Source organism: Streptococcus sp. D2 (assembly GCF_006385825.1).
Lineage (GTDB): Bacteria > Bacillota > Bacilli > Lactobacillales > Streptococcaceae > Streptococcus > Streptococcus shenyangsis.
In genome coordinates this window covers 37,794-58,369 of record NZ_VFSI01000014.1, presented here as the reverse complement: position 1 = coordinate 58,369, position 20,576 = coordinate 37,794, and the positions used below count along the sequence as shown (strand labels likewise).

Annotated in this window: 20 protein-coding genes and 1 tRNA gene; 18 read left to right on the top strand and 3 right to left on the bottom strand. The window is 39.8% G+C overall.

Going from position 1 to position 20,576, the window contains the following annotated elements:
- Window positions 1–208: 208 nt before the first annotated feature.
- From FJR73_RS08540 to tacF, 3 genes are read right to left on the bottom strand one after another with little or no spacing between them, the layout of a single operon-like run.
- Window positions 209–1,018: a phosphorylcholine transferase LicD gene (locus FJR73_RS08540; RefSeq protein WP_140834471.1), complete on the bottom strand. Its 810-nt coding sequence runs from the start codon at window positions 1,016–1,018 to the stop codon at window positions 209–211.
- 1 nt (window position 1,019) lies between these two features.
- Window positions 1,020–1,823, bottom strand: coding sequence for a phosphorylcholine transferase LicD (locus FJR73_RS08535; protein WP_140834469.1), 804 nt, complete (start codon window positions 1,821–1,823; stop codon window positions 1,020–1,022).
- Window positions 1,824–1,832: 9 nt separating this feature from the next.
- Window positions 1,833–3,320 (bottom strand): type IV teichoic acid flippase TacF, encoded by a 1,488-nt coding sequence (gene tacF / locus FJR73_RS08530; protein WP_140834467.1) that lies wholly within the window; start codon window positions 3,318–3,320, stop codon window positions 1,833–1,835.
- Window positions 3,321–3,654: 334 nt separating this feature from the next.
- Between tacF and FJR73_RS08525 the strand changes: the two genes are divergently transcribed.
- From FJR73_RS08525 to FJR73_RS08440, 18 genes are all read left to right on the top strand, one after another.
- Window positions 3,655–4,362, top strand: a complete 708-nt coding sequence (locus FJR73_RS08525; RefSeq protein WP_000638487.1) for a 2-C-methyl-D-erythritol 4-phosphate cytidylyltransferase — start codon at window positions 3,655–3,657, stop codon at window positions 4,360–4,362.
- 4 nt (window positions 4,363–4,366) lie between these two features.
- Window positions 4,367–5,389 (top strand): ribitol-5-phosphate dehydrogenase, encoded by a 1,023-nt coding sequence (locus FJR73_RS08520; protein ID WP_000609881.1) that lies wholly within the window; start codon window positions 4,367–4,369, stop codon window positions 5,387–5,389.
- 16 nt (window positions 5,390–5,405) lie between these two features.
- Window positions 5,406–6,275, top strand: a complete 870-nt coding sequence (locus FJR73_RS08515; RefSeq protein ID WP_140834465.1) for a phosphotransferase family protein — start codon at window positions 5,406–5,408, stop codon at window positions 6,273–6,275.
- On the top strand, window positions 6,265–7,143 hold the full coding sequence (locus FJR73_RS08510) for a DMT family transporter (protein ID WP_140834463.1): 879 nt from the start codon (window positions 6,265–6,267) through the stop codon (window positions 7,141–7,143). The genes FJR73_RS08515 and FJR73_RS08510 overlap by 11 nt, the downstream gene beginning before the upstream one ends.
- A gap of 11 nt (window positions 7,144–7,154) precedes the next feature.
- Window positions 7,155–7,844 carry a sugar phosphate nucleotidyltransferase gene (locus tag FJR73_RS08505; protein ID WP_000643974.1) on the top strand — a complete coding sequence of 230 codons (690 nt, stop codon included), beginning with the start codon at window positions 7,155–7,157 and terminating at the stop codon, window positions 7,842–7,844.
- Between the two features lie 87 nt (window positions 7,845–7,931).
- Window positions 7,932–8,780 (top strand): DNA-processing protein DprA, encoded by an 849-nt coding sequence (dprA, locus tag FJR73_RS08500; protein ID WP_140834460.1) that lies wholly within the window; start codon window positions 7,932–7,934, stop codon window positions 8,778–8,780.
- A gap of 232 nt (window positions 8,781–9,012) precedes the next feature.
- The gene (topA, locus tag FJR73_RS08495; protein ID WP_140834458.1) at window positions 9,013–11,100 is read left to right on the top strand and encodes a type I DNA topoisomerase; all 2,088 of its coding nucleotides are present in this window, start codon (window positions 9,013–9,015) and stop codon (window positions 11,098–11,100) included.
- A 256-nt stretch (window positions 11,101–11,356) separates the two neighbouring features.
- Window positions 11,357–11,716 (top strand): YbaN family protein, encoded by a 360-nt coding sequence (locus FJR73_RS08490; protein ID WP_001237214.1) that lies wholly within the window; start codon window positions 11,357–11,359, stop codon window positions 11,714–11,716.
- A 90-nt stretch (window positions 11,717–11,806) separates the two neighbouring features.
- The gene (locus tag FJR73_RS08485) at window positions 11,807–12,439 is read left to right on the top strand and encodes a copper homeostasis protein CutC (protein WP_140834456.1); all 633 of its coding nucleotides are present in this window, start codon (window positions 11,807–11,809) and stop codon (window positions 12,437–12,439) included.
- Between the two features lie 43 nt (window positions 12,440–12,482).
- Entirely contained in the window at window positions 12,483–13,139 is a 657-nt protein-coding gene (locus tag FJR73_RS08480) for an MmcQ/YjbR family DNA-binding protein (protein ID WP_140834454.1), read from the top strand.
- A 304-nt stretch (window positions 13,140–13,443) separates the two neighbouring features.
- Entirely contained in the window at window positions 13,444–15,006 is a 1,563-nt protein-coding gene (locus FJR73_RS08475) for a 2-isopropylmalate synthase (RefSeq protein WP_140834452.1), read from the top strand.
- An 11-nt stretch (window positions 15,007–15,017) separates the two neighbouring features.
- Window positions 15,018–16,055, top strand: coding sequence for a 3-isopropylmalate dehydrogenase (leuB, locus tag FJR73_RS08470; protein WP_140834450.1), 1,038 nt, complete (start codon window positions 15,018–15,020; stop codon window positions 16,053–16,055).
- A complete protein-coding gene (locus FJR73_RS08465) occupies window positions 16,052–16,321 on the top strand; it encodes a DUF1294 domain-containing protein (RefSeq protein WP_140834448.1) in 270 nt (89 codons plus the stop codon). Before leuB ends, FJR73_RS08465 begins: the two co-directional genes overlap by 4 nt.
- Before the next feature lie 3 nt (window positions 16,322–16,324).
- Window positions 16,325–17,707 carry a 3-isopropylmalate dehydratase large subunit gene (leuC, locus tag FJR73_RS08460; protein WP_140834445.1) on the top strand — a complete coding sequence of 461 codons (1,383 nt, stop codon included), beginning with the start codon at window positions 16,325–16,327 and terminating at the stop codon, window positions 17,705–17,707.
- 9 nt (window positions 17,708–17,716) lie between these two features.
- Window positions 17,717–18,310 carry a 3-isopropylmalate dehydratase small subunit gene (gene leuD, locus FJR73_RS08455; protein ID WP_049539790.1) on the top strand — a complete coding sequence of 198 codons (594 nt, stop codon included), beginning with the start codon at window positions 17,717–17,719 and terminating at the stop codon, window positions 18,308–18,310.
- 27 nt (window positions 18,311–18,337) lie between these two features.
- Window positions 18,338–19,117: an L-threonylcarbamoyladenylate synthase gene (locus tag FJR73_RS08450; protein WP_049539789.1), complete on the top strand. Its 780-nt coding sequence runs from the start codon at window positions 18,338–18,340 to the stop codon at window positions 19,115–19,117.
- Between the two features lie 199 nt (window positions 19,118–19,316).
- The gene (locus FJR73_RS08445) at window positions 19,317–20,303 is read left to right on the top strand and encodes a GMP reductase (RefSeq protein ID WP_140834443.1); all 987 of its coding nucleotides are present in this window, start codon (window positions 19,317–19,319) and stop codon (window positions 20,301–20,303) included.
- 65 nt (window positions 20,304–20,368) lie between these two features.
- A tRNA-Arg gene (locus FJR73_RS08440) sits at window positions 20,369–20,440 on the top strand.
- Window positions 20,441–20,576: the final 136 nt, after the last annotated feature.

The window sequence follows — 20,576 nt, the reverse complement described above, 5'->3', positions numbered from 1 at the left end:
GTTTTCTAAGTTCATAGATCTGAACTTTATCATCATAAGTTAATTTCATAATAAAAACACCCCAAAAGTTAGATTTTTTCTGTCTAACTTTTGGGGTGCAGTTCAACTTGATATTATGCGTTTTATTGTGGGAAGATTTACTTCATTTTCTACTAAAATTAAGTTTTTGAATAACCTCTATTTTAGTAGTTTGTATAGTCGCCCTTAATCAATTTTTGCGATAAGCTTTAATACTATGACTGTACCATTCTTGCAGTTCCTTTGATGGTGGTGTCATATAATCACCATACATCTGTGTTAAAAATTGATCATATTTTTTAGGGACTGGTAACATACGGCCTTCAAACTCAGTTAAAATCAGTTCTTTAAAGGTATCAACTGGGAATATTTCTTTCATTCCTTCCTTACCAATCCCGATTCCTCCTTCATATTGAGGAGTGTTGGTTGCAGCATTTTTGACTAGTTGATCAATTTTCTTGTAAAAGTAGCGGGGATCGACAAATCGGAGAGCGTACCAACTACATAATCTAAGAAAATCTTTTAATTTGCTATCGCCGTGAACTGCTCGTGATTTTTTGATATAAGCTAGTTGACGAAGGGCTACATACTTATAACTCTTGTCGACAATGCTCAAGTCTGTAAAGCGATCAATTGGGAAGACATCGATAAAGAGACTGGTGTCATGACGCTTGTACTTAACATGGTCTTCGATAACAGTAGAAGTATCCAAAATCGATGCGAAATTATGGAAGTACCAAGAAGAAGTGTCGTAGGAAAGAACCTTGTAGCGAGGGTGATTTTCTTTCTCTATAATATCCAGTAAACGTTCATAATCTTCACGATAGAGAGAAATATCAATATCATCATCCCAGGGAATCATACCTTTGTGGCGGATAGCTCCAAGCATGGTTCCATAACTGAGAAAATAAGGAATATTATGTTTCTTACAAGTCTCATCAATATAATCTAGCAGGGCTAGTTGAATTTCTTTAATTTCTTCTTTTTTTAAATATTGCATCCTAATCCTCCAATTTGTAGGCATGAAATTCATGACTGTAGAAGCGTTTTTCTTCAGGTGGCAAGGTCATATAATCCCCATAAAATTGAGTCAAAATAGTATCAAATTTTTCAGGTGCTGGAAGGATTAAATTTTCAAAGGCTAAATCGATTGTTTTATCAAAAGTACCACTTGGAAAGACTTCCTTTTCCTTAAATTTAGAAGGGATAAAGGCCATATACTGCCCATTCTCACGACTATATTTTTGAATTTCTTTCTCTATTTTATGTGCGAAGTAACGAGGAGAAACAGGTCGAAGTAGCAACCAAAAGGCTGTTCGTATCCAATCTTTTAAAAGGCTATCTTTATAGACAATATTTTTGTGTTTACTGAAAGACAGAAGTTTAAAACTTTCCAGTTTGTAACAAGTATCAATGACCTTAGGATCATCAAATCGGTCCATAGGGAAAATGTCAATAAAGACACCAGACTCATAGGTTTTCGTATTTCGAGTATCGATTATTTTAGTCGTACTGTCGGTGATTTTGATAAAGTTGTTAAAGTAGTTTTTATCTGTTTCCAAGGATAGGAGCTTATATTTGCTTTTTTCCTTTTGAAAAATGTTTATAAATCGTTGGTAGTCTTCTCGAGGCATGGATAAATCAATATCGTCGTCCCAAGGGATAAAGCCCTCATGTCGAACTGCCCCAATCAGAGTCCCGTAGTTAATAATATAGTTGATATTGTGCTTTTTACAGAGAGTATCAATATAATCCAAAATTTCTAATTCAATTTGTTTGGCATCTTCAATAGTTAGTTGTTTCATTCTATACTCCTATGATCTTTTGAATTTATTTTTTAAGGCTAGGACATGGTTTAAAAATTCATAGAAAATGCTATCTTTTGTGAAGACAAGTAGACTAATATAAGAGATGGCTGATAGCAAGACAATCAAACCAGTATTAATCAAAAATGGCAAATTAATGACCATATCTACAGGATACAATAAATTAATCAGGAAATAAATTCCTACAAAGGAAAGTGAAAAGAGCGAGTATCGAACAGTATAGCTAAAGATATGTCCCAAGTGAATAAGTTGTTTTCTATGGATGAAAATGATATAGAAAACAAGTAGAGAGGCCTCTGATAGCATAGTTGTCAGTAAGTAGTACTCAGGAGCCACGATTTGGTTAAAAAAGAGAAGACTATTTAAGGCCAAATTGAGTAATCCTGCAAAGACTGTATAGACTGTGATTCGTTTTTCATAGCCATTTGTAAAGAGAATTTGGGAACCAAGAATGGTATCCAGTGCCAGGATAATCGTACGAAAAGCGAAGAGAGAGGTTAAGATACCGCCTCCGATATATTTTTCACTACCGTAAAGTAGGATGGCATTTGGTCCTAAAACCATGAGTCCAAAACTCAGTGGGATGATAAAGAAGTTAAAGATTCGACTGCCTCTGTTAACAAGTGCGACATAGGCTTCCTTGTCGCCTTTTCCTAGATAATAACTGAGACGAGGCACACTCACTCCGATAGCTCCTGTTACAACACCAGCAATAACGGTCACAATTCGTTGAGCCATGGTATAGTAACTAACGTTGACATCAATTCCTGTTTTAACGAGGAAGAGGCGATCTAAAAAAGTGAAGAGCATATTGGCATTGGCAAAGACTAACATGGCTGTCAGCGGGAGAAAGAGTGGTTTAAAATCACTTAGGTTGATTTTAACAAGTTTGATGTCTCTTTTAATCCAAAAATAACTAATCAGATAGTTAATCAGTGTCGATAAACTCATCACAAGTGTGTAGATAACAATATCGTGTTCATTTTTGACAAACAGGAAAATAGAGACCAGCATCAGGATACGGATGAAGGCAGTTTTGTAAAAGAGAAAACTATAATTTTCCAGAGCTTCATTGACCCATTCGATTGAAAAAATCTGGGCAATGAGTTGAATCCCCATAACAAGGTATACTTTTTTGATGATTGGATTATCAGTAAAGAAGAGAGGATAGGCAAGGATATAGACAGCGGTGGTCAAAATCGTACAAGCTATGCACAAATAAAAAAGACTGGAGAAGGTTCTATTAAGATCTTTTTTGTTATCCTTGACATTACTGATGGCCCGTAAACCGTAGTTATAGACTCCATAAGTCGCAAAGGGTAAGAAAAATGACAAAATAGTGTCAACTGAGTTGAAGTAACCATAGTCAGTTCGGTCCAAGACACGCGCTACATAGGTTCCAGTTAGGATGGGAAAAATAATATTTAAGACACGAATTCCCATGTAAGATAGAGCATTTAATTTTATACTTTTCATTCAATTTACCTCGTTTTTCATTATATCATAAAGTTAGCTAATAAGAAATGAAGGGTAGTAAGCCAAGTAATTGCTTTGAAGTTTCAAAGCTTAATTTTAAGATTTTTTTAAGGAAATTATATTATTCTGGAGAACTCTAAAATTTCACAGCCATTTATTGGTAATGACTATAGAATTCCTAGTCATTACTAGAAATGGACTAGTTTCTTTGAATAATAGAACTCCTTAATCCTTCTATTCTAGAACGGGAGGACCGATATTTCTTTTATGATAGGACTAGATTGTGGTATAATAGAGAGAATAAGTTTTTTTAGTAAGACAAAGGAGAAAATAGATGATTTATGCAGGAATTCTTGCTGGTGGAACTGGCACACGTATGGGAATCAGTAACTTGCCAAAACAATTTTTAGAGCTAGGTGATCGACCTATTTTGATTCATACAATTGAAAAATTTGTCTTGGAACCAAGTATTGAAAAAATTGTAGTTGGTGTTCATGGAGACTGGGTTTCTCATGCAGAGGATCTTGTAGATAAATATCTACCTCTTCATAAGGATCGTATCATCATTACAAAAGGTGGTGCTGACCGTAATACGAGTATTGAGAAAATCATTGAAGCTATCGATGCTTATCGTCCGCTTACTCCAGAGGATATCGTTGTTACTCACGATTCTGTTCGTCCATTTATTACGCTTCGCATGATTCAAGACAATATCAAACTTGCCCAAAATCATGACGCAGTGGACACTGTGGTAGAAGCTGTTGATACTATCGTTGAAAGCACTAACGGTCAATTCATTACAGATATTCCAAATCGTGCTCACCTCTATCAAGGACAAACACCTCAAACATTCCGTTGCAAGGACTTCATGGATCTTTATGGCTCTCTTTCTGCTGAAGAGAAAGAAATCTTGACAGATGCATGTAAAATCTTTGTGATTAAAGGAAAAGATGTGGCCTTGGCCAAAGGTGAATATTCAAATCTAAAAATTACAACCGTAACAGATTTGAAGATTGCAAAAAGTATGATTGAGAAAGACTAGTAAAATGATTAATCAAATTTATCAACTAACTAAGCCTAAGTTTATCAACGTCAAATATCAGGAAGAGGCTATTGACCAAGAGAATCATATCCTTATCCGTCCCAACTACATGGCTGTCTGTCATGCGGATCAGCGTTACTATCAAGGAAAACGTGATCCCAAGATTTTGAATAAAAAGCTTCCAATGGCAATGATTCACGAGTCATGTGGAACCGTTATTTCTGATCCGACAGGAACCTATGAGGTTGGGCAAAAAGTCGTCATGATTCCCAATCAGCCTCCTATGCAGAGCGATGAAGAATTCTATGAGAACTACATGACAGGGACCCATTTCTTGTCTAGTGGATTTGATGGCTTTATGAGAGAGTTTGTTTCTCTCCCTAAAGACCGTGTGGTGGCTTATGATACTATTGAAGACACGGTTGCAGCCATTACTGAGTTTGTTAGTGTTGGCATGCATGCCATGAATCGCTTATTGAACCTTGCTCATAGCAAGCGTGACCGAATCGCCGTTATCGGAGATGGAAGTTTAGCTTTTGTAGTTGCCAATATTATCAATTATACTTTGCCAGAAGCAGAGATTGTGGTTATTGGTCGTCACTGGGAAAAATTGGAACTCTTCTCTTTTGCTAAAGAATGTTATATTACTGATAATATTCCTGAAGACTTGGCCTTTGACCATGCTTTTGAGTGTTGTGGTGGTGATGGTACTGGACCAGCCATTAATGACTTGATTCGCTACATTCGTCCTCAGGGAACGATTCTCATGATGGGTGTTAGCGAGTATAAAGCCAATCTCAATACACGTGATGCCCTAGAAAAAGGCTTGCTCTTGGTTGGGTCCTCTCGTTCTGGTCGCATTGATTTTGAAAATGCCATCCAAATGATGGAAGTCAAGAAATTTGCCAATCGTCTTAAAAATATCCTTTATCTAGAAGAACCTGTAAGAGAAATTAAAGATATTCACCGTGTCTTTGCGACCGATTTAAACACAGCCTTTAAAACAGTGTTTAAGTGGGAAGTATAAGTGCTGGAGGTTAATTGTGGAGAAAATCATTAAAGAAAAAATTTCTTCCTTGCTTACTCAAGAAGAGGAAGTCCTCAGTGTTGAACAACTGGGTGGAATGACCAATCAAAACTATTTGGTCAAAACAACAAATAAGCAATACATTGTTAAGTTCTTTGGTAAAGGGACAGAAAAGCTGATCAATCGTCAAGATGAAAAGTACAATCTTGAACTACTTAAAGATTTAGACCTAGATGTCAAAAATTATCTTTTTGATATTGAGGCTGGTATCAAAGTAAATGAGTATATTGAGTCGGCTATCACGCTTGATTCAAGGTCAATCAAGACTAAGTTTGATAAAATTGCTCCAATTTTACAAACGATTCATGCCTCTGGCAAAGAATTAAGAGGAGAATTTGCTCCTTTTGAAGAAATCAAAAAATACGAATCCTTGATTGAAGAAAAAATCCCTTATGCTAACTATGAAGCAGTTCGAAAAGAAGTCTTCTCCTTAGAGAAAAGACTGGCTGACTTAGGTGTTGATAGAAAATCTTGCCATATCGATTTGGTGCCTGAAAACTTTATCGAATCACCTCAAGGACGTCTATATCTGATTGACTGGGAATATTCATCAATGAATGATCCAATGTGGGATTTGGCAGCCCTATTTTTAGAATCTGAATTCACTTCCCAAGAGGAAGAAGCCTTCTTGTCTCGCTATGAGAGTGAGCAAACACCTGTCTCTCGTGAAAAGATTGCCATTTATAAAATTTTACAAGACGCTATTTGGAGTTTATGGACAGTTTACAAAGAAGAGCAAGGTGCAGATTTTGGTGATTATGGTGTGAGCCGTTACCAAAGAGCTATTAAAGGTTTGTCATATTATGGAGGTTCAGATGAAAAATAAAAATGGAGTTTCTTTTGGTCTACTCTCAGGTGTTTTCTGGGGATTAGGTCTAACTATTAGTGCTTATATCTTTTCGATTTTTACAGATTTGTCGCCCTTTGTGGTGGCCGCTGCTCACGATTTCTTGAGTATCTTTATCTTACTAGCTTTTCTTTTGGTAAAAGAAGGAAAAGTTCGTCTCTCAATTTTCTTAAATATTCGCAATGTTAGTGTTATCATTGGAGCCTTGCTAGCAGGCCCTATCGGTATGCAGGCCAATCTTTATGCAGTTAAGTATATTGGAAGTTCCTTAGCTTCATCTGTATCGGCTATCTACCCTGCAGTTTCAGTTTTATTGGCTTTCTTCTTTTTGAAGCACAAGATTTCAAAAAATACTGTATTTGGGATTGTCTTGATTATTGCAGGGATTATTGCTCAGACCTATAAGGTTGAACAGGTCAATTCCTTCTACATTGGGATTCTTTCTGCTTTGGTTTGTGCTATTGCATGGGGAAGTGAGAGTGTTCTTAGCTCCTTTGCCATGGAAAGTGAATTGAGTGAAATCGAAGCCCTCTTAATTCGTCAAGTGACTTCATTCTTGTCTTATCTTGTGATTGTGCTCTTCTCTCATCAGTCATTTGCAGAAGTAGCCAATGGGCAATTACTAGGTCTTATGATTGTCTTTGCAGCCTTTGATATGATTTCCTATTTGGCTTATTATATCGCTATTAATCGCTTGCAACCAGCCAAGGCTACAGGTTTGAACGTGAGTTATGTAGTTTGGACGGTCTTGTTTGCAGCTCTCTTCTTGGGAACAGCACTAGATATGCTGACAATTATTACGTCACTTGTCGTCATTGCTGGAGTTTATATTATTATTAAAGAATAAAGGAGATTCGTGTGAAAGCCATTATCTTAGCAGCGGGCTTGGGAACTCGCTTGCGTCCTATGACTGAAAATACCCCTAAAGCCTTGGTTCAGGTTAATCAAAAACCCTTGATTGAATACCAAATTGAGTTTTTAAAAGAAAAAGGAATCAATGACATCATCATCATTGTTGGTTACCTTAAAGAACAATTCGATTATTTGAAAGAAAAATATGGTGTTCGCCTCGTCTTCAATGATAAATACGCTGACTACAATAACTTTTACTCTCTCTATCTTGTAAAAGAAGAATTAGCTAACAGCTATGTTATTGATGCCGATAATTATCTCTTTAAAAATATGTTCCGCAATGATTTGACTCGTTCGACTTATTTTAGTGTCTATCGTGAAGATTGTACCAACGAATGGTTCTTGGTCTATGGAGATGACTATAAGGTTCAAGACATTACTGTTGATAGCAAGGCAGGCCGCATTCTTAGTGGTGTATCCTTCTGGGATGCTCCAACTGCAGAAAAAATTGTCAGCTTTATTGACAAGGCTTATGCAAGTGGAGAATTTGTTGATCTCTACTGGGACAATATGGTTAAGGATAATATCAAAGAACTGGATGTCTATGTTGAAGAATTAGAAGGCAATAGCATCTATGAAATCGATAGTGTCCAAGACTACCATAAATTAGAAGAAATTCTTAAAAACGAAAATTAAAGATTCCAACATCTGGCTGAAATAGTCGGATGTTTTTTTGATTTTTTACGAATAAATAGATGACTAGAAAAAGAAATGGAGTTATTTATGAAAATCACAAACTATGAAATCTATAAGTTGAAAAAATCAGGTTTGAGCAATCAACAGATTTTGAAGGTCCTAGAATACGGTGAAAATGTCGATCAAGAACTGTTGTTGGGTGATATTGCAGATATATCAGATTGCCGAAATCCAGCTGTTTTTATGGAACGTTATTTTCAGATAGACGATGCGCATTTGGAGAAGGAGTTTCAAAAATTTCCATCTTTCTCTATTTTAGATGACTGTTATCCTTGGGATTTGAGTGAAATATATGATGCACCTGTGCTTTTATTTTACAAGGGGAATCTCGACCTCTTGAAATTTCCAAAGGTGGCGGTCGTGGGCAGTCGTGCTTGTAGCAAACAGGGAGCTAAGTCAGTTGAAAAAGTCATTCAAGGATTGGAAAATGAACTGGTTATTGTCAGTGGATTAGCTAAGGGAATTGACACAGCAGCTCATATGGCAGCTCTTCAGAATGGCGGCAAAACCATTGCTGTGATTGGAACAGGGCTGGATGTGTTTTATCCTAAAGCCAATAAACGCTTGCAAGACTACATCGGCGATGACCATCTGGTTCTTAGTGAATATGGCCCTGGCGAACAACCTCTGAAATTTCATTTTCCTGCCCGTAATCGCATCATAGCTGGACTTTGCCGTGGCGTGATTGTAGCAGAGGCCAAGATGCGCTCAGGTAGTCTCATCACCTGTGAGAGGGCAATGGAAGAAGGACGCGATGTCTTTGCTATTCCTGGTAGCATTTTAGATGGACTATCAGACGGTTGCCATCATTTGATCCAAGAAGGAGCAAAATTGGTTACAAGTGGGAAGGATGTTCTTGCGGAATTTGAATTTTAATACTCTTCGAAAATCTCTTCAAACCACGTCAGCTTCCATCTGCAACCTCAAAACAGTGTTTTGAGCAACCTGCGGCTAGCTTCCTAGTTTGCTCTTTGATTTTCATTGAGTATAAGAAGAAAGTCTGCTTACTAGACAAACTTTTCTTCTATATATTGGAGCTAAGTCTTGACAGTTATGGCAAAATGGTTTACACTTTATAAAGTTTATTACTTTGAAAAGGTGTGATACTGTGGCTACGGCAACAAAAAAGAAAAAATCAACAGTTAAAAAAAATCTAGTAATCGTGGAGTCGCCTGCTAAGGCCAAAACGATTGAAAAATATCTCGGCAGAAACTACAAGGTTTTAGCCAGTGTTGGGCATATTCGAGATTTGAAGAAATCCAGTATGTCAGTCGATATTGAAAATAATTATGAACCGCAATATATCAATATCCGAGGAAAAGGTCCTCTTATCAATGACTTGAAAAAAGAAGCCAAAAAAGCTAATAAAGTCTTTCTGGCAAGTGACCCGGACCGTGAAGGAGAAGCGATTTCTTGGCATTTGGCCCATATTCTCAACTTGGATGAAAATGATGCCAACCGTGTGGTCTTCAATGAAATCACCAAAGATGCGGTCAAAAATGCTTTTAAAGAACCTCGTAAGATTGATATGGACTTGGTCGATGCCCAACAGGCTCGTCGTGTCCTAGACCGCTTGGTAGGATATTCGATTTCGCCTATTTTGTGGAAGAAGGTCAAGAAGGGTTTATCAGCAGGGCGCGTACAGTCTATTGCGCTCAAGTTAATCATTGATCGTGAGAATGAAATCAATGCCTTCCAGCCAGAAGAATACTGGACAATTGATGCTGTTTTTAAAAAGGGAACCAAGCAATTTCAGGCTTCCTTCTATGGAGTAGATGGTAAAAAGATGAAACTGACTAGCAATGATGAGGTCAAGGAAGTCTTGTCTCGTCTGACTAGCAAAGATTTTTCAGTGGATCAGGTGGATAAGAAAGAGCGCAAACGCAATGCTCCATTACCCTATACTACTTCATCTATGCAGATGGATGCGGCTAATAAAATCAATTTCCGTACTCGAAAGACCATGATGGTTGCCCAACAGCTCTATGAGGGGATTAATATCGGTTCTGGTGTCCAAGGTTTGATTACCTATATGCGTACCGATTCAACTCGTATCAGCCCTGTAGCGCAGAACGAAGCAGCAAGTTTCATTACGGATCGTTTTGGTAGCAAGTATTCTAAGCATGGTAGCAAGGTCAAAAATGCTTCAGGAGCTCAGGATGCCCACGAGGCTATTCGTCCGTCTAGTGTCTTTAATACACCGGAAAGCATCGCTAAGTATTTAGACAAGGATCAGCTCAAGCTTTATACTCTTATTTGGAATCGTTTTGTAGCGAGTCAGATGACAGCTGCTGTCTTTGATACCATGGCTGTTAAATTGTCTCAAAATGGAGTTCAATTTGCTGCCAATGGTAGTCAGGTTAAGTTTGATGGTTATCTTGCCATTTATAATGATTCTGACAAGAATAAGATGTTACCAGATATGGTTGTTGGCGATGTGGTCAAGCAGGTCAATAGCAAACCAGAGCAACATTTCACTCAACCGCCTGCTCGTTATTCTGAAGCGACACTGATTAAGACCTTGGAGGAAAATGGGGTTGGACGTCCGTCAACCTACGCACCAACCATTGAAACTATTCAGAAACGTTACTATGTTCGCCTTGCAGCCAAACGTTTTGAACCAACAGAGTTGGGAGAAATTGTTAACAAGCTCATCGTTGAATATTTCCCAGATATCGTAAACGTGACCTTTACAGCTGAAATGGAAGGCAAACTGGATGACGTCGAAGTCGGAAAAGAGCAGTGGCAACGTGTCATTGATGCCTTTTACAAACCTTTCTCTAAAGAGGTTGCCAAGGCTGAAGAAGAAATGGAGAAAATCCAGATTAAGGATGAACCAGCTGGATTTGATTGTGAAGTGTGTGGCAGTCCAATGGTTATTAAACTTGGTCGTTTTGGTAAGTTCTACGCTTGCAGCAATTTCCCAGATTGCCGTCATACCCAAGCAATCGTGAAAGAAATCGGTGTTGAGTGTCCAAGTTGTCATCAGGGACAAATCATTGAGCGTAAAACCAAGCGTAACCGCCTCTTCTATGGTTGCAATCGCTATCCAGAATGTGAATTTACCTCTTGGGACAAGCCTGTTGGTCGTGACTGTCCAAAATGTGGCAACTTCCTCATGGAGAAAAAAGTCCGTGGTGGTGGCAAGCAGGTTGTTTGCAGCAAGGGTGATTACGAAGAAGAAAAGATTAAATAAGAGGAGAGTCCTGAAAGTGAATTTCAGGCTCTTTTGGTTAGAACTTGACAAAATTCATCATTTTATGCGAAACTAGAAGAAGATTATTTTATACTCAATGAAAATCAAAGAGCAAACTAGGAAACTAGCCGCAGGTTGCTCAAAGCACTGCTTTGAGGTTGCAGATAAGACTGACGAAGTCAGGAACCATACCTACGGTAAGGCGACGTTGACGCGGTTTGAAGAGATTTTCGAAGAGTATTAACTAGGAGAAGTTATGCGTCTTATCTATTTGATAATTGGTTTTTTATCACTGGCCTTGGCTATTGTTGGGGTTGTTTTACCCTTGTTACCTACAACACCTTTTCTTTTACTGTCTATTGCTTGTTTCTCCAGAAGTTCCAAGCGTTTCGAAGACTGGCTTTATCATACCAAGCTCTATCAAGCATATGTAGCTGATTTTCGCGAGACTAAGTCTATTGCGCGTGAACGAAAGAAAAAAATCATCGTATCTATCTACATCTTGATGGGAATTTCTATTTATTTTGCCCCTCTCTTACCAGTCAAAATCGGTCTGGGAGCTTTGACCATCTTTATCACCTATTATCTCTTCAAGGTCATTCCAGACAAAGAATAAAAAATAGTAACTATTTTCCTTGATATAAATGAAAGCATATTCACAACAATATGATATAATAAATTTAAAGTAATACTCAAGGAGAATCAAATGATTTACGAATTTTGTGCTGAAAATGTGACCTTGCTTGAAAAAGCGATGCAGGCTGGAGCTCGTCGAATCGAACTTTGTGACAATCTAGCAGTTGGTGGGACAACTCCCAGCTATGGAGTGACCAAGGCAGCGGTTGAATTGGCAGCTAACTACGATACGACCATCATGACCATGATTCGTCCACGTGGTGGCGACTTTGTCTATAATGACCTAGAAATTGCTATTATGCTAGAAGACATTCGGTTGACTGCTCAGGCTGGAAGTCAAGGGGTTGTATTTGGGGCTTTAACTGCTGATAAAAAGTTGGATAAGCCTAATCTGGAGAAGTTAATTGCTGCATCAAATGGAATGGAAATTGTCTTCCACATGGCCTTTGATGAATTGAGTGATGAAGAACAACTGGAAGCTATTGATTGGCTTAGCCAAGCTGGAGTCACTCGTATCCTAACTCGTGCTGGTGTGTCTGGAGATTCGCTAGAGAAACGCTTTGCTCACTATCACAAAATTTTGGAGCATGCTAAAGGTAAAATTGAAATTCTACCTGGTGGGGGGATTGACCTTGACAACCGTCAAACCTTTATCGATCAGCTAGGTGTGACACAATTGCACGGAACTAAGGTTGTCTTTTAAAAAATAGAAAGGAACTGCTAGCTTTGGGTAGCAGTTTTCACTTATGTTTGAAATTTTTAAATCCTATCAGTTTAATCAAGAAAAGGCTCGTGCCTATGGTTTTGTAGAAAGTAGTGGAGTTTGGACTTATAGCTGCATGATTTTGCAGGGTGATTTTGTCATGACTGTGTCCATAACTGCTGATAATGTGAATTTTCAGGTCTTTGATCAGGAAATGGGCGACCTCTATCCTCAAGTTCATATGGAAAGTATGACAGGAAGTTTTGTTGCAAGTGTCCGTAAGGCTTGTCTGGAGATTCTTTACCAGATTCGGAAGGCTTGTTTTGATGTGCAGGACTATATCTGTCCTCAGACTAAACGAATTATGACTCAGGTTCAGGAAAAATATGGTAATCAGTTGGAATATCTGTGGGAGAAATCTCCTGATACAGCAGTCTTAAGACATGAAGGCAATAAAAAGTGGTATACCGTCTTGATGAAAATCTCTTGGGATAAGCTGGAAAAGGGAAGAGAAGGTCAAGTGGAAGCAGTCAATCTCAAACATGACCAAGTAGCTGATTTGCTTTCACACAAGGGCATTTATCCAGCCTTTCATATGAATAAACGTTACTGGATTAGTGTGTCCCTTGATGATACTTTATCAGATGAAGAAGTACTAGAATTGATGGAAAAAAGTTGGAACTTAACCTCTAAAAAATGAAACATTTCAATAATTTTCAATTAGCAAAATATTCTCTACTGAAGAAATTTTCAGAAAATATTGGATTTTTTTCTTGACAACTACTTTTGCCTATGCTAAAATACTAAACAAGATATCAAACGAAGGAGAAAGTCAAACATGAAAACAGCTAAGTTTAATCAATTTGCTTTGTTGTTGAGATACTCGGGCTAGTGCAAAATGCATTAGTCCTGTTTGGCTTACCAAGCGGGAGTAAATCAACATCTCGCTTGGAACTCCGAGCGAGATGTTTTTTTAAAACCAAATTTAGAAAAGGGGAAATCTTATGAGAACAGTTGAATTTCTAGATACTAGCCTTCGAGATGGTGAGCAGACACCAGGTGTTAATTTTTCTATTAAGGAAAAGATTGCCATTGCAAGACAACTGGAAAAATGGGGAATTTCGGCAATTGAAGCTGGTTTTCCGGCGGCGAGTCCTGATTCATTCACAGCAGTGCAGGAAATCGCCAAGGTCTTGAAGAAAACAGCGGTGACTGGATTAGCTCGCTCTGTTAAATCAGATATTGACGCTTGTTATGAAGCACTTAAGGATGCTAAGTATCCACAAATCCATGTTTTTATCGCTACTAGTCCTATCCATCGGGAATTTAAGTTGAATAAAAACAAAGAGGAAATTTTGGAAGCTATTAAGGAGCATGTTTCCTATGCCCGTTCTAAGTTTGAGGTTGTCGAATTCTCTCCTGAAGATGCGACTAGAACGGAGTTGGATTTTCTCTTGCAAGTTGTTCAAACAGCGGTTGATGCAGGTGCATCTTATATCAATATCCCTGATACGGTAGGATTTACCACACCAGAGGAATACGGAGCTATCTTCAAATACTTGATTGAGAATGTAAAAACAGACCGTAAGATTATCTATTCGCCTCACTGTCACGATGACCTTGGAATGGCAGTAGCTAATAGCCTTGCTGCTGTCAAGAATGGAGCGGGGCGTGTTGAAGGAACCATTAACGGTATTGGAGAACGAGCTGGCAATGCTGCTTTGGAAGAAATTGCAGTAGCCCTCAATATTCGCCAAGATTACTACCAAGCAGAAACCAGTATTGTCTTAAACGAAACCATCAATACGTCAGAAATGGTTTCTCGCTTCTCAGGAATTCCAGTTCCTAAAAACAAGGCGGTAGTCGGTGGAAATGCCTTTTCTCACGAATCTGGTATTCACCAAGACGGAGTCCTTAAAAATCCTCTCACTTATGAGATCATCACCCCTGAATTGGTTGGTGTTAAGAGTAACAGTCTTCCTCTTGGAAAATTATCTGGTCGCCATGCCTTTGTTGAGAAACTAAGAGAACTAGCCCTAGATTTTACGGAAGAGGACATCAAGCCACTCTTTGCTAAGTTCAAGGCGCTGGCCGACAAGAAACAAGAAATCACAGATGCAGATATTCGTGCTCTGGTAGCTGGAACCATGGTTGAAAATCCAGAAGGCTTCCACTTTGATGATTTACAACTGCAAACCCATGCAGATAATGACATCGAAGCGCTTGTTAGCCTAGCCAATATGGATGGTGAGAAAGTCGAATTTAATGCGACAGGGCAAGGTTCCGTTGAGGCAATCTTTAACGCTATCGACAAGTTCTTCAATCAATCTGTTCGCTTGGTGTCCTATACCATTGATGCGGTGACAGATGGAATCGATGCCCAAGCTCGGGTCTTGGTCACTGTTGAAAATAGAGATACAGAAACTATTTTTAATGCAGCAGGTCTTGATTTCGATGTGTTGAAGGCTTCTGCTATTGCCTATATCAATGCTAATACTTTTGTTCAAAAAGAGAATGCTGGTGAGATGGGACGCAGTGTTTCCTATCGCGACATGCCTAGTGTGTAAAGGAGAATGCTATGACAAAGAAAATAGTAGCTCTAGCAGGGGATGGGATCGGTCCAGAAATCATGGAGGCTGGGTTAGAGGTTCTGGAAGCCCTAGCTGAAAAAACAGGCTTTGACTATGAGATTGATAGACGACCTTTTGGAGGTGCAGGTATTGATGCTGCAGGGCATCCCTTACCTGATGAAACCCTCAAGGCAAGTAGAGAAGCAGATGCCATTCTTCTAGCGGCTATCGGTAGTCCTCAGTATGATAGTGCAGCGGTTCGGCCTGAACAAGGCTTGCTGGCTCTGCGTAAGGAACTCAATCTCTATGCTAATATTCGCCCTGTTAAGATTTTTGAGAGTCTCAAGCATTTGTCACCTCTTAAACCAGAACGAATTGCTGGTGTAGACTTTGTCGTGGTGCGTGAGTTGACAGGCGGGATTTACTTTGGAGATCATATTCTTGAAGAGCGAAAAGCGCGTGATATCAACGACTATAGCTATGAGGAAGTGGAGCGGATTGTTCGTAAATCCTTTGAGATTGCAAGAAATCGCAGAAAAATCGTTACTAGTATCGATAAGCAAAATGTGTTGGCAACATCAAAACTCTGGCGGAGAGTAGCTGAGAAGGTCTCACAGGATTTCCCAGATGTAACCTTGGAGCACCAGCTAGTCGACTCAGCTTCCATGCTTATGATTACCAATCCTGCCAAGTTTGATGTCATCGTGACAGAAAATCTTTTCGGAGATATTCTCTCTGATGAATCAAGCGTTTTATCTGGCACACTTGGAGTTATGCCATCAGCCAGTCATTCTGAAAATGGATCAAGTCTCTATGAGCCCATTCACGGTTCAGCTCCTGATATTGCAGGTCAAGGAATTGCAAATCCTATTTCCATGATTTTATCAGTGGCCATGATGTTGAGAGATAGTTTCGGACGTTATGAGGATGCAGAGCGTATCGAGCATGCTGTCGAGGCAAGTTTGGCGGCTGGTATATTAACGAGAGATATAGGAGGACAGGCTTCGACCAAGGAAATGACAGAAGCCATTATTGCAAGGTTATGAAGTTAGACGAAAAAATTACTCTAGTTCTCTTGATTTGGAATGTCATGGTTTTCTTGATTTATGGCATTGACAAATCCAAGGCAAGGAGAAGAACTTGGCGCATCCCAGAGAAAATCTTACTCATTTTAGCCTTTACTTGTGGTGGTTTTGGAGCTTGGTTTGCAGGAATCACCTTTCATCACAAGACTAGAAAATGGTACTTTAAAACAGTTTGGTTTCTTGGGATGGTGACCACACTAGTAGTCTTATATGTTATTTGGAGGTAATGGATGGCAGGAAAATCGATTTTTGATAAATTATGGGACCGTCATGTCATCACAGGAGAAGAGGGGCAACCCCAGCTCATGTATGTGGATCAGCACTATATTCATGAAGTGACCAGCCCTCAAGCCTTTCAAGGTTTGCGAGACGCAGGACGAAGATTGAGACGACCAGACTTGACATTTGGAACTTTTGACCACAATGTCCCGACGGTCAATATCTACGATATTCGAGATGTCATTTCTAAGGCACAAATTGATAAGCTAGCTGAAAATGTTGAGGAGTTTGGGATTGAACATGCGGCCCACGGTTCCGAAAAGCAAGGAATCGTTCACATGGTTGGTCCAGAAACAGGACGGACTCAACCAGGAAAATTCATTGTTTGTGGAGACAGCCATACAGCAACCCACGGAGCTTTCGGAGCAATCGCCTTTGGGATTGGGACTAGTGAGGTTGAGCATGTCTTCGCTACCCAGACCCTCTGGCAGGTCAAACCCAAGAAAATGCTGGTTGAATTCACTGGAGTTCCTCAAAAAGGAGTTTATTCCAAGGATTACATTTTAGCCTTGATTGCCAAGTACGGTGTTGCTTGTGGTGTTGGCTATGTAGTGGAATATCGGGGACAAGCGATTGATGCACTGAGCATGGAAGAGCGAATGACCATCTGCAACATGTCCATCGAGTTTGGTTCTAAGATGGGAATCATGAATCCGGACCAAACCACCTATGATTATCTAAAAGGACGGGAATGTGTTCCAAAGGACTTCGAAGAGGCTGTGGCGGATTGGAAAACAATTGTCAGTGATGAGGATGCCGTTTATGATAAGGTTATCCAGATGGATGTCTCAGGATTGGCTCCCATGGTGACCTGGGGAACCAATCCAGCTATGGGCGTTGACTTTGACAGTAGCTTCCCAGAAATTAAGGATATGAATGATGAGCGAGCCTACAATTACATGGACTTGGAGCCTGGTCAAAAGCCAGCTGATATTGAACTAGGCTATATCTTTATCGGTTCTTGTACCAATGCTCGTCTCAGCGACTTGCAACTGGCTGCGCGATTTGTTAAAGGGAAGAAAATAGCACCCAACTTAACGGCTATCGTGGTTCCGGGCTCTCGTCCTGTCAAACGAGCTGCTGAGAAGTTGGGCTTGGATAAAGTTTTCTTAGATGCTGGCTTTGAATGGAGAGACCCGGGTTGTTCCATGTGCCTAGGGATGAATCCTGACAAGGTACCAGATGGTGTCCACTGCGCTTCAACCAGCAACCGTAACTTTGAAGACAGACAAGGCTTTGGTGCTAAGACTCATCTTTGCAGTCCAGCCATGGCAGCTGCGGCAGCTATCGCAGGGCGATTCGTAGATGTTCGGCAAATGCCAGAAGCCCAGTAAGGAGAGGATATGGAGAAATTTACAGTTTATACGGGAACGACCGTTCCTCTTATGAATGATAATATCGACACCGACCAAATCCTACCCAAGCAGTTTCTCAAGTTAATTGATAAAAAAGGATTTGGTAAGTACCTTATGTATGCTTGGCGTTATCTAGATGATCTCTATACTGAGGATCCAGACTTTGTCTTTAACCGACCTGAATATCGCAAAGCCAGTATTCTCATTTCAGGGGATAACTTCGGCGCAGGGTCTTCGAGGGAACATGCAGCTTGGGCCTTAGCAGACTATGGTTTTAAGGTCGTGATTGCAGGATCTTTCGGTGACATTCATTACAATAATGAACTTAATAATGGCATGTTGCCCATTGTTCAGCCCAGAGAGGTTCGAGAGAAACTAGCCAACTTGAAACCAACTGATCAGGTAACTGTGGACTTGGAACAACAAAAAATCATCTCACCAGTTGGAGAATTCACTTTCGAAATCGATAGCGAATGGAAACACAAGCTCTTAAATGGTTTGGATGATATCGGTATTACTTTGCAGTATGAAGATTTGATTGCTACCTATGAAAAACACCGACCAGCCTACTGGCAGGATTAGAAGAAAATTAGAAAAGGAAATAGAATTATGACAAAACACATTCAATGGAACGGAACACTTTCACAAGAAGGCTATGACATTTTAAAAGGTGAGGGCGGTTGTATCGTTTGCCCTACCAAAGTTGGTTACATCATCATGACTAGTGACAAGGCAGGACTTGAGCGTAAGTTCGCAGCCAAAGAACGCAATCGTAACAAACCAGGTGTTGTTCTCTGCGGTAGCATGGATGAGCTTCGTGCTTTAGCACAACTCAACCCAGAAATTGAAGCCTTCTACCAAAAACATTGGAACGAAGATATTCTTCTTGGTTGTATCCTTCCTTGGAAACCAGAAGCCTTTGAAAAACTAAAAGCTTATGGGGATGGCCGTGAAGAACTCATGACTGACGTGCGTGGTACTAGCTGTTTTGTTATCAAATTTGGGAAAGCGGGTGAACAATTGGCTGCCAAACTTTGGGAAGAAGGCAAGATGGTTTATGCCTCATCTGCAAACCCATCTGGAAAAGGAAATCGTGGTAAGGTAGAAGGTATCGGAGAACGTATCGAAGGAGCAGTAGATCTTGTCATTGAAGCAGATGATTATGTGGCATCTATCCAACCTGACAAAACGATTGAAACACGCTATGAGCAAGGTGTGATGGTGTCTATGGTCGATAAAGACGGCAAACTCATCCCAGAACAAGGGGGAGCACGTTCAACTTCACCAGCTCCAGTTGTAATCCGCAAAGGGCTTGACATTGATAAGATTATGATGCACCTGTCAGACACCTTTAACTCATGGGACTATCGTCAGGGCGAGTATTATTAGGATAGAGAAGAAGTGTGGAGAAAATAATCTCTCCACTTTTTTGTCTTTGATATAAGTAAAAACCGAACAATATAATTTAAATTATAAAATTATTTGACAAAAACTGTACTTTGTTTTATAATAAATTAAGGAAACGTCGGAAAAGGCGTAGTGATGCGAGAGCATAGGTAGGTCATTACAAAAGAAACGAGACATCGATATGTTAAATGAATTTCCAATTTTTGATTACGAAGATATTCAATTGATTCCAAATAAATGTGTGATTAAAAGCCGTGCAGAAGCGGACACAAGTGTCACTCTAGGAAAGCACACCTTTAAACTACCTGTTGTGCCAGCTAATATGCAGACAATTTTGGATGAAAGTGTAGCAGAGCAATTGGCTAAAGGTGGGTACTTCTACATTATGCACCGTTTTGATGAGGCAGGACGTATTCCATTTATTAAGCGCATGCATGAGCAAGGGCTCATTGCTTCTATCTCTGTCGGTGTTAAGGATTATGAGTATGATTTTGTCAGCCAGCTCAAGGCTGATGCTCCTGAGTACATCACGATTGATATTGCCCATGGTCATGCGGATAGCGTGATTTCTATGATTCAACACATCAAGAAAGAATTACCAGATACTTTTGTTATTGCAGGAAATGTGGGAACACCAGAAGCTGTGCGTGAATTGGAGAATGCTGGTGCGGATGCGACTAAGGTTGGAATCGGTCCTGGTAAGGTTTGTATCACCAAGGTCAAGACTGGTTTTGGTACAGGTGGTTGGCAGTTGGCTGCTCTCCGTTGGTGTGCCAAGGCTGCACGTAAACCAATCATTGCAGATGGAGGAATTCGTACTCACGGCGATATTGCCAAGTCTATCCGTTTCGGTGCCAGCATGGTTATGATTGGTTCCCTCTTTGCAGGACACATCGAAAGTCCAGGGAAAACAATTGAAGTTGATGGTGAACAATTCAAAGAATACTACGGTTCAGCTTCCCAATACCAAAAAGGAGCTTATAAGAACGTGGAAGGAAAACGCATCTTGCTTCCTGCCAAAGGTCATCTGCAAGACACTTTAACTGAGATGGAACAAGACCTTCAAAGTGCCATTTCATACGCAGGTGGACGTCAGGTTGCTGACCTTAAACACGTTGATTATGTGATCGTGAAAAACTCAATCTGGAATGGGGATGCTTCCCACTAAGACGGGCTATCCGTCTAGAAAAAACTTGTTATTAGAGCAAATTTCTGTTATAATAAAACAGGTTTCCACCCTTAGTGTAATGGATATCACGTAAGATTCCGGTTCTTGAGATGGGGGTTCGATTCCCTCAGGGTGGATGTAAACATCCTAAAAAGCCTTTAATAGGGCTTTTTTCTTTATCCTGCCTCAAATTTTTCCCTAAAACTGAAAATCATATTCTATAGAATGCCCAAATCTCCTCCAGTCCCGTTTTAAAGTGACTCAGGGGGCTTT